General features: G+C 33.7%; 13 protein-coding genes. 11 read left to right on the top strand and 2 right to left on the bottom strand.

The window, feature by feature from the left end; translation table 11 throughout:
* The first annotated feature begins 9 nt into the window (after window positions 1–9).
* From T367_RS0107580 to T367_RS24865, 4 genes are all read left to right on the top strand, one after another.
* Window positions 10–999 (top strand): PorP/SprF family type IX secretion system membrane protein, encoded by a 990-nt coding sequence (locus tag T367_RS0107580; RefSeq protein WP_072032175.1) that lies wholly within the window; start codon window positions 10–12, stop codon window positions 997–999.
* A gap of 2 nt (window positions 1000–1001) precedes the next feature.
* Entirely contained in the window at window positions 1002–3107 is a 2106-nt protein-coding gene (locus T367_RS0107585) for an OmpA family protein (protein ID WP_035842879.1), read from the top strand.
* A 63-nt stretch (window positions 3108–3170) separates the two neighbouring features.
* Window positions 3171–3773: an FKBP-type peptidyl-prolyl cis-trans isomerase gene (locus T367_RS0107590; RefSeq protein WP_027419305.1), complete on the top strand. Its 603-nt coding sequence runs from the start codon at window positions 3171–3173 to the stop codon at window positions 3771–3773.
* Window positions 3774–4709 (top strand): FKBP-type peptidyl-prolyl cis-trans isomerase, encoded by a 936-nt coding sequence (locus tag T367_RS24865; RefSeq protein WP_051568433.1) that lies wholly within the window; start codon window positions 3774–3776, stop codon window positions 4707–4709. It begins immediately after the preceding gene.
* Here T367_RS24865 and T367_RS0107600 read toward each other — a convergent pair.
* Both T367_RS0107600 and T367_RS0107605 read right to left on the bottom strand, forming a co-directional pair.
* Window positions 4702–5646, bottom strand: a complete 945-nt coding sequence (locus T367_RS0107600; RefSeq protein WP_027419307.1) for a hypothetical protein — start codon at window positions 5644–5646, stop codon at window positions 4702–4704. The two genes, T367_RS24865 and T367_RS0107600, sit on opposite strands and share 8 nt — an antisense overlap.
* Window positions 5643–6212, bottom strand: coding sequence for a DUF5819 family protein (locus tag T367_RS0107605; protein WP_027419308.1), 570 nt, complete (start codon window positions 6210–6212; stop codon window positions 5643–5645). The genes T367_RS0107600 and T367_RS0107605 overlap by 4 nt, the downstream gene beginning before the upstream one ends.
* 122 nt (window positions 6213–6334) lie before the next feature.
* On the opposite strand from T367_RS0107605, the gene T367_RS0107610 reads away from it, so the two are divergent.
* From T367_RS0107610 to T367_RS0107640, 7 genes are all read left to right on the top strand, one after another.
* Window positions 6335–7603: a toxin-antitoxin system YwqK family antitoxin gene (locus tag T367_RS0107610; RefSeq protein WP_027419309.1), complete on the top strand. Its 1269-nt coding sequence runs from the start codon at window positions 6335–6337 to the stop codon at window positions 7601–7603.
* Window positions 7604–7609: 6 nt separating this feature from the next.
* Entirely contained in the window at window positions 7610–9820 is a 2211-nt protein-coding gene (locus T367_RS0107615; RefSeq protein WP_027419310.1) for a RelA/SpoT family protein, read from the top strand.
* Between the two features lie 54 nt (window positions 9821–9874).
* Window positions 9875–10324 (top strand): Fur family transcriptional regulator, encoded by a 450-nt coding sequence (locus T367_RS0107620; protein WP_027419311.1) that lies wholly within the window; start codon window positions 9875–9877, stop codon window positions 10322–10324.
* Window positions 10321–10668 carry an STAS domain-containing protein gene (locus T367_RS0107625; RefSeq protein ID WP_027419312.1) on the top strand — a complete coding sequence of 116 codons (348 nt, stop codon included), beginning with the start codon at window positions 10321–10323 and terminating at the stop codon, window positions 10666–10668. The genes T367_RS0107620 and T367_RS0107625 overlap by 4 nt, the downstream gene beginning before the upstream one ends.
* Before the next feature lie 84 nt (window positions 10669–10752).
* Window positions 10753–12021 (top strand): adenylosuccinate synthase, encoded by a 1269-nt coding sequence (locus tag T367_RS0107630; RefSeq protein WP_027419313.1) that lies wholly within the window; start codon window positions 10753–10755, stop codon window positions 12019–12021.
* A 55-nt stretch (window positions 12022–12076) separates the two neighbouring features.
* The gene (locus T367_RS0107635; RefSeq protein WP_027419314.1) at window positions 12077–13558 is read left to right on the top strand and encodes an OstA-like protein; all 1482 of its coding nucleotides are present in this window, start codon (window positions 12077–12079) and stop codon (window positions 13556–13558) included.
* A 29-nt stretch (window positions 13559–13587) separates the two neighbouring features.
* A complete protein-coding gene (locus T367_RS0107640; RefSeq protein WP_027419315.1) occupies window positions 13588–14133 on the top strand; it encodes a hypothetical protein in 546 nt (181 codons plus the stop codon).
* Window positions 14134–14145 lie beyond the last annotated feature (12 nt).

Here is a 14145-nt window from a genome sequence, read left to right on the forward strand (position 1 = left end):
GATCAAATCATGAAAAGAATTATTCTATTTTGCTTAGCAATCTGTACGACCTTTTTGCTTAAAGCGCAAGATTTTCATCTTTCTCAATATGACGCAGCACCTTTAAACGTGAACGCTGGTTTAACGGGTGTGTTTGAAGGAGATTACAGATTACATGCTCACTATAGAACACAATGGTCTTCTGTCGCTACAAAACCATTCACTACAGGACTGTTTAGTTTTGATGCTAATTTAAAGAATTGGGGAATTGGATTACAACTCGCTAATTTCAGAGCTGGAACAGGTGGATATAATGTTGCAAGCGTCTTACCTTCTGCCGCCTATAAAATTAGTCTTGGTAAAAAGAAAAATCATTTTATTACAATTGGTGCACAAGTTGGTTTTTTCCAAAAGTCCATCAACGCGTCGAGTTTAGAATTTGCCAATCAATATGTAAAAACAAATGGTGGAGAGTTCAATACAACACTTTCTAATAATGAGAATATTGGGAGTAATGGAATTTTTAAGTTAGACATCAACGCTGGCTTCATGTATTATTTTGCTAAACAAGGTGTGCGGGTTAATCCTTTCTTTGGTGCGAATTTCTTCCACTTAAACAAACCAACAGAATCATTTTTAAGTGAATCTAATAAATTAGCTATTCGTCCTCAAGCAGTCGCTGGAGCTCGCGTATTGATCAATCCAAAAATTGCAATCACACCAAAACTTTATTACCAATATCAAGACGAGGCAAGCGAATTTACAACTGCTGTTACTGGACAGTTTTTTTTAGAAACTTACGACATTTATTTATTGGCGACAGCAATCTTTAGAAATAAAGATGCCGCTATATTTGAATTTGGTGCTAAATACGCAAATTTTATAGGTCGTATTAGTTATGATTTTAACACGTCAAGCTTGAACAATGTTTCAAGCGGACGAGGAGGCACAGAACTATCGTTAACCTATATTTTTAGCAAAACAAATCCTAATCCAATTCCAACTTGTCCAAAAATATAAGCATGAAACTTTTTCAAACACTTTTTGCGCTATTCTTGACATTCTCACTATTTGGTCAAAGTAATAATGAATTAATTAGATTGGGTGACGCAGCCATGGTGAATGGCCAATACACGAATGCAGTCTATTATTATGCCTATACGCTATATAAAATAGAAAAGGAAGAAGACGCATCTTATTATCCTTACGAAATCAGTACAAATTTAAAAGCTCCAGAAAAAAACGATCAAGGTGCTTTGACGCCACCAAAAAATCCAACGGCCAAAGAAATTATTACAATTCATAAGTTGGCATTGGCTTATTTAAAATCTGACGATTATAGAAATAGCGAGACATGGTTTGAAAGTGCGATTCAGTATCCAATTGAAACGGATCCGAATGCAAGATACTTTTACGGTTTGACATTGATGTACAACGATAAATTTGAATTGGCTCAACAACAATTAGAGCTGTTTCAGGAAGAGAATAATTTACCCGATAGTAAATACCAAAAATTAGCTGCGGATCAAATTGTCAATTGTCAATTTGCCTTAAATCCTAACAACACCAATAATGACATTCGTGCTTACCTAATGGAAGGTCAGTTTAACGAAGGTTCGACCAGTTTTGGAATGCAATTCTCTAAAAGCGATGCCATTCTTTTTTCAAGTGCTCGAATTGACAGTATTGTTGATCCAGCCGCAAAACCAGTTGAAAACGAAAAGTATTTATTAGATATTTACCAAGCGCATTTAGATGAAGATGGTAATTATAAGGATGCTGAAAAATTTCCTTTGATTATCAATAGTCCTGAATTTCATGAAGCGAGTGCAGTGCTGTCACCTGATGGATATAGTATGTTTTTTACGAGAATGAATCCAGAGAACAAAAACGAAACTGAGATTTATGTAAGTAAGAAATATAATAATAACTGGATGCAGCCTTTAAAAATGGATGCCAACGTGAATCAACCTGGTTTCAGATCACTTTCCCCCTATTTCTCTCCGTTGGATTCAACTTTGTATTATGCTTCAAATAGACCGGGCGGTTTAGGTGGATTGGATATTTGGGCGACGAAAATAAACGAAAATGGAGAGACTCAGCCACCTGTTAATTTAGGCAGTCAAATCAATACCATTAGTGATGAATTTTCTCCTTTTTTCCATTTGCCGACAATGGTGATGTATTATTCTTCTGGAGGACATATTGGATTTGGTGGTCAAGATATATTCTACAATAAATGGGATCCGGATGCTAACACTTTTAGCGAAGCAATTAATGCTGGAGCGCCAATTAATTCATCAAGAGATGACAGTTATTTTGTACTCAACCCTCCGCAGGAATTTGGATATGTTACTTCTAACCGATCTGAATGTACGGATTGTGACTCTATTTACAACTTAAAAGTACACTGTAATCGACTATTTGAAATTAGAATACCCGATTTAGAATTCAGTATTAATGGATTTGTTTATGATAAGACGACCAATAAAGTTTTACCGAATGCGCGGGTAGATTTTAAAGATGTTACATACACTTGGGAACATTTCTCTATTCAAACAGACGAAAACGGTTATTATGAGCATGATTTGATTCCTAATTTAGAATTGTTCATGAAGGCCTCTTTACATGATTATTTTGCTGACAAGGCTATTATATCAACAGTTAACGAAGTGGAATCACGTGTGTTTAATCAAGACTTTTATTTAGAACGAATTCCAGACACGGAGATTACGATTGAAGGAATTGAATACGATTTTGACAAGGCTACTATTCGACCAGAATCAGCAATTATCTTGAATAAGTTGATTGAGTTCCTTGAATTAAATGATAATATTAAAATTGAGATTCGATCACATACAGATTACAGAGGTAATGATGATTACAACTATGATTTATCAGAGAGAAGAGCACAAAGTGTTGTTGATTATTTGATAGAACACGGTATAGATTTTGATCGATTGGTACCACAAGGATATGGCGAAACAATGCCTGCAGAGATCCCTGGTCCTGATGGAGAAATGGTTACTTTAACATTCCAATATATCCAAAGCATTCCTTGGGAAAATCGAGAAGAAGCCCATCAACGAAATAGACGAACAGCATTCTTTGTTCTTGAACAGAAATAATCCTTTTAAAAACGCTCGAAATATCGAGCGTTTTTATTTTTATCTTTGCACAAAAAATTAAGCATGACAGAATTAAAAGAAGCAGCAAGCTATAGTGTTGGTATGAGTATTGGTCAAAGTTTAAAGGAGCAAAACCTTGACAATCTTGATATGAAATCCTTTTCAGAAGGAATCCAAGCGATATTCAATGATGAAAAAACAAAATTTACGCCCGAAGAGGCAAACAGTAAAATTGGTGCATACTTAAATGCGATCAATGCGTCAAAATTTGAAAAAAACAAAACTGAAGGTGAACAGTTTTTAGCGAACAATGCTAAAAGTGATGACGTTGTAACACTGCCTTCTGGACTTCAATATAAAATTGTTGAAAACGGAACTGGCGCTAAGCCAACAGCCACATCTCAAGTATCTGTTCATTATCATGGTTCTTTAATTAACGGGATGGTTTTTGATAGCAGTATCGAAAGAGGAACGCCTGCATCTTTTGGTGTAAACCAAGTAATTAAAGGTTGGACAGAAGCACTTCAATTGATGCCTGCAGGTTCTAAATGGACATTATACATTCCACATGATTTAGCTTATGGTGCAACTCCACAACCTGGTGGACCGATTGAACCTTATGCAACGTTGATTTTTGATGTTGAACTAATTGATATCTTATCTTAAATGAAAAATCTATTTTATACAATTGGTCTTATTACATTTTTAGTCGCTTGTAATGGTAACCCAGATCAAGAAACAACAACGAATGAAACCGTAGACGCTCCTTTAGATTCGTTAAAATTCGAAAATTATAATGATCAAATTAGCTATTCTATAGGTTTAGATCATGGTGCTGGTTGCGCAACAGTTTATTCTGGCGAGCAAACAAAAGGCAAATTTGTAATTGCCGAAGTTGCAGCTGGTGTAACGGATTATTTAGCTGACAATCCTCTTCGAATTAAAGCTTCAACAATTGATAGCTTATTAGGATTATATCTTGCTCCTCAAGGGCAAGTTGATTCATCTAAAGTCAGTATCAATGATGCGAGTTATGCGATTGGTTTAGGTGAAGCCCAATTCTTAGTAAACTCTTTAGTTGCTCGAGGTATAGATCAGAATATTGAGATTGATAAATTAGTAGAAGGTATTAATGACGGTATTGCTGGAAAAAATAGAGGTTTATCTCTTGAAGATGCACGTAATATGGTTTATGCTTACTATATCGAGTTAAACAAAAGTTTAGGTGACAAATTCCTTTCTGAAAACAAACTAAAAGACAGTGTTATTACAACTGCTAGTGGTTTACAATACCAAGTAATCAAAGAAGGTAATGGCAAGAGACCAAATTTAACAGACTCTTGTGTTGTACATTATACAGGTAGATTTATTGATGGGAGAGTTTTCGAATCGACAGTGGAAAGCCAAAGACCTGCACAATTCACTCCAATGGGTGTAATTTTAGGTTGGCAAGAAGGTTTACAATTAATGAAAGAAGGCGGAAAAACAAGATTCTTTATTCCTTTTAATTTGGCTTATGGCGAAAACGGAAGTGGTAAAATAGAACCTTACTCTACCCTAGTTTTTGATATCGAATTAATTAAAGTAATACGATTTAAATAACTGATTTGACATTACGTTTAAACCGATTCTTAAAACGGTGAATACGCGCATTGTCTATAAATAAAATATAAGTTATAATCATTATACAACCAAAAGTGAAGATCCCCATTCCTATGGCAATTGATACATGTAGTATTACGCCTAGAATTAAAAAGGGGATCTTCACTTTTTTTACCCAAACAATTATTGGGAATAAAATCTGATAAGCCAAAGTTGTATATGTTGCAACGGCAGAAAGCACATAACTATCCTTAAATATACGCTTCATCATCCCATTAGAAAAGGACTCTATTTGACTGATGTACATAAGTGCATTCCCTGAAATCCAATCAATATCTAATAGCTTATAAAAGGTAGAAAAGAAATACAAAACAAATATTTGTATTATAATGATCACATAAAAAGTGTTGTTCAATAAATTTTGCCAATCATTAAAAACAGGAGCAACCTCTGACTTAGATCGATCGATAAAACGAATATTAGGACGATTAGACTGATGAATAAACATCATATAAAAAAGTAGAATATTTACCAATACTTCCCCCCCTGTAAAAGCTAAATATCCTTTCAAGAATAGATTTGCAGTGAAAAAATAAATGAATACGGATGAAATTTTCGGAAAAACATTTAAAATTCCGAGGATAAGAAAAATTATCTGCCCTCCTAAAAACACTTTATAAATCCAGGTATACGCTAAATTCCATGGGTGACTTAGCACATTTAAAATGCCGTAACTTCCTTGATAATACCATGGAATATTTGATCGCCAACCTCTAGTTCCAACCAGCCCATCATATCCGAATATTTCACTAGCTATTGGCAATAAGCTTATCGTATTCAATAATAAAAAAACATAGAGCGTTAATCGAAACAGCTCGTATTTTTCCCAATTGGGAAAAGGCATAATAAACCTGTTTGCGATTTCTCCTATTTTCATAAATTAATTTTCGGTAAATACAGCACACCCTTTTTACCAGTTTTCACATTTAAATAATCATATCGCACCACATAAGCTTGAACTCCAGTTATCCCATTTATTCTTGAATAACCTTTAACATAATTCTGTAATTTTCGGTAAGAATAGCCCTTTCTAAAGTCAGACCATTGTTCAGGATTCATAGTCTCAGTATCAATTAAATCCAAATAGTCAATATCTACTTGCACCCAATACGCCATATTACTTTCAGCTAATGCCAGCTCCCCGTAGAAGGTAAACCTTGTTTCCATATGGCGTTTTAGGGCATTTAACGCTGGCCTTATCCAAATTGATGAATCACCATTTTTAAAATAATACTTCACTTCAATTGTTGATTGAATTACCGGTGCAGGTGCAAACATATTCCATTTTTGGTCGAATACTGGGCTGACATAATGCGCAGCCATACCTTGTACTTTTTCAGGAATAATATTCGGCGGGAAAGCATAAATTATTATACATACAAAATGAAAAATGACAAAAAATAATGCCAACCATCCTTTGTGTATTTTATTTTTAGGATTCAAATCAATAATATATTTATTAACTTTAATTTTGATAAAAATAAGAATATTAGTCTATTAATATTTGATCTAGTTTTACATAAGAAAAATTAATTATAAATCCTTGATAGCATTGCATCCGAAATATGATTGTATTTAGATTATTCCTTTTAGTTTTTAGTTTCTCTTTAGCAGTTAATTGCCAAGAAATCCCAGATTATTATCAGAATGGCCAGATCAAAGAAACGGGGAAATTTAAGCAAGAATTAAAACATGGAAAATGGACCTATTTCTATGAAAATGGCAATAAACGTGCTTATGGAAAGTTTAAAAAGGGGAAAGAAAATGGGAACTGGCAATACTTTTACGAGAATACGCATTTATTTGAGGAAGGTAAATGGTTAGATGGAAATAAAACTGGATTTTGGAATACGTATTATCCAAATGGTAATATTGAACACAGTGGTTTTTATTTAAACAATAAGGCAACAGGCATTTGGACTTATCAATATCCTTTAGGCGCATTGAAAAGTAAAGGTGTATTTGTTGATGATTTACAACACGGAAAATGGACTTATTTTTATGAGAATGGTCAAATTAAAGAAGTGGGGAATTGGAAAAACAATTTGAATGATAGTATCTGGACGTATTATAATGAAAACGGAACACTTAAGAAAAAAGGAAGTTGGGAAGACAATAAACAAATTGGAAAGTGGGAATATTATAATGAAGAAGGACAACTAACGGAGACCGGAAATTGGAAAAACGGTTTGCAAGATGGACTTTGGCAATATTTTGATGCCAATAGTCAACTTAAAGAAGAAGGAAATTGGCAATCAGGACATCAAATAGGAACTTGGCTATATTATGATAGCACTGGTAATATTTATAAGGAAGGAATGTGGGACAATGTCAAGAATTCTGGACATTGGAAATATTATTATCCTTCAAAAGCTTTAAAAAAGGAAGGTATTAGAACAAACGGATTTCCAATTGGACAGTGGAAGTTTTACTATGAAAATGGGCGTATTTATATGCTAGGAAAATATGATGAAGAAGGACACGAAGAAGGCGTTTGGCAAACATTTTATGAAAATGGCAATTTAATGCATAAAGGGAGTTGGAAGGCAGGTGAACAAGATGGAAAATGGGAATATTATACCGAAAATGGCACAATATCTGAGGTTGGTAAATGGAATGAGGGTGAACAAGACGAATTATGGTTATATTATAATGAAAAGGGGCAATTAAGTTATCAAGGCTATTGGCAAAAAGGAATGCAACATGGAGAATGGACATATTATCATGAAAATGGCAATATAAAAAGGCAAGGAAAATACGATTTTGGAGTTGCCATTGGCGAATGGAAATTGTACAATAAGAAAGGTAAATTTATTTCATCAGAAGAATTTTAATAAAACATGAATACGAATACAAAAGAAATAAATCTAGAACAAGAACGAGAAGAGATCTTAAATGCCTATCGTGGTTTATTGCGTGCAAGTAAAAATATTAGAAATAAAGAAGACACTAAACTAATTCGTCGTGCTTTTAATGTTGCTTTAGAGGCACATAAAGAAATGCGTCGTAAATCTGGAGAACCTTGTATTTTCCATCCGATTGCAGTGGCAAGAATTTGTGCAGAGGAAATGGGTTTGGGAACAACAGCAATTGTATGTGCATTATTGCATGATACGGTAGAAGATACCGATATAACACTACAAGATATTGAAGATATGTTCGGACTAAAAGTTCGAATGATCATTAATGGTTTAACTAAAATACCTGAGGTTTTTGATGATAATATTTCTATACAAGCAGAAAATTTTAGAAAGTTAATTTTAACGATCTCTGACGATCTGCGTGTAGCATTTATCAAAATTGCCGATCGTTTGCACAATATGCGTACGTTAGATTCTATGCGTCCAGATAAGCGATTAAAAATTGCTTCGGAAACAGAATTCTTATATGCGCCATTAGCACATAGATTAGGTTTTAATACGATCAAGAATGAATTTGAAGAAATTATTTTTAAATATAAGGAACCTCAAATTTATACGCAGTTAGAATTAAAGCTAGAGAAAACGGCAGCTGTAAGAAATCGATTCATTCGACAATTTATGAATCCTATCAAAGAAGCGATTGATAAGGCAGGTTTTAATTTTAGCATTAAAGCGCGTACCAAGAGCATTCCTTCGATATTCAAAAAAATTCAGAATAAAAACATCACTTTTGATGAGATCTATGACATCTTCGCTATTCGTATTATTTACGATACACCAGTAGAAAATGAAAAGGCGGATGCTTGGAAAATTTACAGTATCGTAACAGACTTCTATCAACCAAATCCTGATAGGCTAAGAGATTGGATTTCTATTCCAAAAGCAAATGGTTATGAATCTTTGCACACCACAATTATGAGTCCTACTGGTAAGTGGGTTGAGGTGCAGATTAGAAGTAAAAGGATGGATGAAATAGCCGAAAAAGGTTATGCCGCTCATTGGAAGTACAAAGACAATAATTCTGTTGACAATACTTTCGATCGTTGGATTGGTGAAATTCGAGAATTATTAGAAAATCCTGATGCAGATGCAGAGGAATTTATCAATGATTTTAAAATGAATCTTTTCAGTGATGAAATCTATATTTTCACACCAAAAGGAGACTTAAGGGTTTTACCTAAAAACTCAACGACGCTTGATTTTGCATTTGATATTCATACAGACATTGGTCTTACTTGTATTGGCGCAAAAGTCAATGGAAAACTAATGCCGCTAAGTCATGTGTTAAAAAGTGGAGATCAAGTTGAAATTCTCCGTTCTAAAAAACAAAAACCGAAAGAAGATTGGTTAAAATTTGTTGCGACAGCACGTGCTAAATCAAAAATAAAAACGGCTTTAAAGGATGAGCAAAAGCGTTTAGCAAGTGATGGAAAAGAAATTCTGAAAAGAAAATTACGCCAATTGGATGTAAAATGGACGAGTGGCAATATTGAAATTATCGCCAGTTTTTATAAAGTTCATCGCCCATTGGAACTGTACTTTCAAATTTCTAAAGGCAAGATAAACCTATCTAAGCTTAAAGAAATAGAAGTTGACAATAAGAATTTTGTTGAAGCTAAATCGTCACAAACAAATAGCGGTAACCAGTCACTTAAACAAATTGTAAGTGGTGTAGATAGTAAGAAGGATACAATTATTATTGGCGAAGACTTTAAAGAGTTTGATTATAAACTTGCCGTATGTTGTAATCCAATTCCAGGAGATAGTGTTTTTGGATTCATTACCGTTTCTGAAGGCATTAAAATTCACCGAACCAATTGTCCGAATGCGACGCAGTTGATGTCAAACTATGCTTACCGAATAATTAAAGCGAATTGGAAAAGCAATCAATTAACAGAACGTTTATGTGGTTTAACCATAACAGGAATAGACGATATAGGGATTGTTAACGATATTACGAACCTTATTTCGAGACAACTCTCTGTTAATATGAAATCCATCTCATTCGAATCTACAGATGGTATTTTTGAAGGTAAAATAATGCTTTTCGTATTCGATACAGAACAATTGGATGACCTGATTCTTAAGTTTGAACAAATTGATGGTGTCAAAACTGTCGAAAGAATCTAGAAACGACATATACCTAACAGAAAATCATTATCTTTACTGCTTTAAGGAGGTGCTATGAATAATGAACAATTGCAGGATACGGTAAAAGGAATATTTTCTATTTTTTTAGAGAAGAACGGACACCGTAAAACGCCTGAACGTTTTGCTATTTTAGCAGAGATTTATGCACAAGGGGGGCATTTTGACATTGAGTCTTTATATGTAAAGATGAAGCAAAAGAACTACCGTGTAAGTCGAGCGACCTTATACAATACGATTGATTTATTATTGAATGCAGACTTGGTTCGAAAGCACCAATTCGGAAATAATATTGCGCAGTTTGAAAAATCGCATGGTTATCAACAACACGATCATGTTATTTGCACCAACTCAGGTGAAGTGATAGAGTTTTGTGATCCTAGAATTGAAAAAATTAAAGCGACTGTTGAAGAGTTGTTTAATGTGAAGATTCATCACCATTCATTATATTTCTACGGAGAAAAACTTGACAAACCAGTAAAATGAGTTTTACAGTAAATACAAAAAATCACGATGATGCTGTTGAAATCAGCTTGAGCGGATCAGGAATGATAACGACAGATTTTGACGAATTATATGAAATATCTGATGCTTTAATAGCAAAAGGAAGCGTGAATCTTATCCTAAATATTGAAAACGTAAAAGTTTTAAATAGTATAGGATTAAACGCTTTGATTAAAATGTTAACAAAAACACGTAATGCAGGAGGAGATTTAACGATTGTTAATATCTCAGATAAAATTAATCAACTACTTTTGCTTACTAAATTAAATACAGTGCTTAATATTGCAAATTCAATTGAAGAAGCAGTATTAAGTTTTAAAAATTAAAATTTTATTTATCGATAACGTCCATTACGTTTTAAATATAACGTAGTGGTTTTTTATTTTTAAATAATCGCTAAAAAACAAACTATGAAAGTTGATGTTTTACTCGGATTGCAGTGGGGAGATGAAGGAAAAGGAAAGATTGTTGATGTTGTAACTCCTGATTATGATATAATCGCTAGATTTCAAGGTGGACCAAATGCTGGTCACACTTTAATTTTTGACGGACAAAAACAAGTTTTGCATACAATTCCATCTGGAATATTTAGACAAAACACCATGAACGTAATTGGAAATGGTGTAGTGATTGACCCTGTAACTTTACGTGCTGAGATTGAAGCATTGGAAGCGAAAGGTGTTCAAGTTGAAAAAAACTTGATTATCTCAAGAAAAGCGCATTTAATTTTACCAACTCACAGAATTTTAGATAAATATTCTGAAGAGTTAAAAGGTCATAAGAAAATTGGATCTACACTTAAAGGTATCGGTCCAACTTATATGGATAAAACTGGTCGAAATGGAATTCGAATGGGAGACACTCGTTTGTCGAACTTCAAAGAACGTTACGAAACTTTGGTTGAAAAACACAGAGGAATTTTAGGTGATTATGAATACAATGATCTCTTAAAAGAAATGGAATCAAAATGGTTTGAAGCGCTTGAATTCTTAAGTAAAATTGAACTAATTGATAGCGAACAATATTTGAACGACGCTTTAAATTCAGGCAAAAAAATATTGGCTGAAGGTGCACAAGGAACGTTATTGGATATTGATTTTGGTACTTATCCATATGTCACTTCTTCAAATACAGTAACCGCAGGTACTTGTACTGGCTTAGGTATTGCTCCAAATAAAATTGGTGAAGTAATCGGAATATTCAAAGCTTACTGTACAAGAGTTGGAAGTGGCCCCTTCCCTACTGAATTAAACGATGAAGTTGGCGAAAGCTTACGTAAAATCGGATTTGAATATGGTGCTACAACTGGTAGAGATAGAAGATGTGGATGGATTGATTTACCAGCATTAAAATATGCTGTAATGATCAACGGAGCAACAAATTTATCAATGATGAAAGCGGATGTTTTAGATACATTCGATGAGATATTGGTTTGTACACATTATGAAATTGATGGTGTAAAACACGATTACCTACCTTACGATATTGACGCGGTTACAATCAAACCTATCTACAAAGCTTTACCAGGCTGGAAGAAAGATTTGACATCAATTAAAAGTTTAGATGAGGCACCAAAAGCTTTTCTAGATTATATCGCATACCTAGAAAAAGAATTGAATACGCCAATTGGCATAGTTTCTGTTGGTCCTGATCGTGATCAAACCATTATTAGAAACTAATTTGTACAAAAGTAGCCACATACTCATATCGATGCTTTTTCTTTGCATCGTTTGTTTGGGGCAAAATACTTTTGCACAGAATGACAATGCTATAGAATTAGTTTTTGCTAAAAACGTTACTAATTCGATAAAACACGAGAACACTACAGTCGCTAAGGGTAATGTCGAATTTAAACACGGCACTACCCGACTTTTTTGTGACTCTGCCTTGTATTTTAGAGATAAAGACTTAATTCACGCTTACGGAAAAGTGCAAATCAATCAGGCTGATACCGTTAACCTATATTGCGACTCCCTTAAATACGATGGAAAAACTAAAATCTCTAAACTAATCAGCAATGTTCGTTTTAGAGATAAAGAATATCTGTTATTAACAGATTCATTGGAATATAATAGCAATTCTTCTATTGGGAAATATAAAAATTGGGCAACGATTACAACTGTAAATTCTGACCTCACATTAACTTCTAAAAAAGGTTATTATTACTCGACGAATAAAACATTTTTTTTCAAGGATAGCGTTCATGTGACTGACGAAAAATACGAACTATTTTCAGACACGCTTGAATTCAGGACACTTGAAGAGAGTGCTCATTTTCACGGACCAACCACAATCCTACTCGACTCTTCTACTGTCGAATGTTCGCGCGGTAATTATTTCACCAAAACGGACGATGTACAATTATGGAATGGCGCCACTATTTTAGAACCTGGACGTAGATTTTATGCCGATAGTTTAATCTTTAATCAAACGAAAGATATTGGTGAAGGATTTTGTAACGTTAATCTTTACGACAGTACAGAGCAGGTTAAATTCTTATCTGACTATCTCTATAAGATCAAGAATAACGAACAGATCATCTTAAAAGAAAATGCTCGAATTTTAAATTATAGTGAAAAGGACACCCTCTATCTTGGAGGCGATACGATTACTTATTATCAAGATACTTTAACCGAAAATAAAAAGACAGTCATTGAAAACAATGTCGTGATTTACAATCAAGGATTATTCGTTCGTTGCGATTCTGCTTACTATAGCGAACCGGATTCGATTCTAAAACTGCATAAATCACCGATTATATGGAATGAAAATAGGCAACTATATGCAGACTCCATTTTAAGTGCCTACTATGATAATAAATTCCATAATATGGAACTTTTTGAGAACGCAATGATCATCAGCGAATTTGATTCGACACATTACGACCAAGTTAAAGGCAAATACATGAAAGCAAAACTCGACTCGAGTAATATCGAACAAATAAGAGTGGAGACAAATGCGCAAACACTTTATTTTGTGAGTGAAGAATCAAAAGACACTTTAACTCCCGATAAAAAAGTACTGATGGGGATGAACAAAGTGGATTGCAATATTATTGTCCTGCGTTTCCTCGAACAAGAAATAAACAGTATCGCATTTTTAGATATACCAACCAGTGTTTTTACCCCAATTGAACAGGTGAAACCAAAAGATTTATATCTAAAAGGGTTTAAATGGGAAATTGATAAAAAGCCATCCCCGATTTTAACAGATTAATTGTAACTTTAAAACAAAATTAACCTTGTATGAAAGCCAAATTAATTGGAGTTTTAGCAATAGTTTCGGGATGCATCACCTTGTATTTCATTATTGCATTAATGTTTCAAGGCATCGATTTTAAAGCATCTTATTTAAAATCACTCATTTTTTCGACTACCGGTTTAATCATTTTTTCAGGCGCTTATTTATTAGCGAATAATAAAACTGATATTTCAAAAACACAACAAAATCTAACTTTAGGTTTTGGACTAGCAATCATTTTATTCTCCTTCTTAATTAGCTTCGAATTTCTACCTTTTACAACCTCTTATAACCTGCTATTTAGTGCTGGAATTCTATATATATTGATCGTTCAACTGAACCTGTTAAACTGGACAAAAAAAGGATTAAGCTTCACAAAGATTTGCGCCTTTCTTGTTTTAATAGCGGATGCCTTTTTAATTCTTTTCTTCATCGCCAATTGGACAGCTGCTGAATTTAGAATCTGGATTAATGTAGCAGTGCTTGTTTCAATTTTTGTTTTCTTGATTGGGATATTATTGTCCAAACCAATTAAAGATGTCCAACTTTAACCGTATTCATTA

The sequence above is a fragment of the Crocinitomix catalasitica ATCC 23190 genome (genome assembly GCF_000621625.1).
GTDB classification, from domain to species: Bacteria; Bacteroidota; Bacteroidia; order Flavobacteriales_D; family Crocinitomicaceae; genus Crocinitomix; species Crocinitomix catalasitica.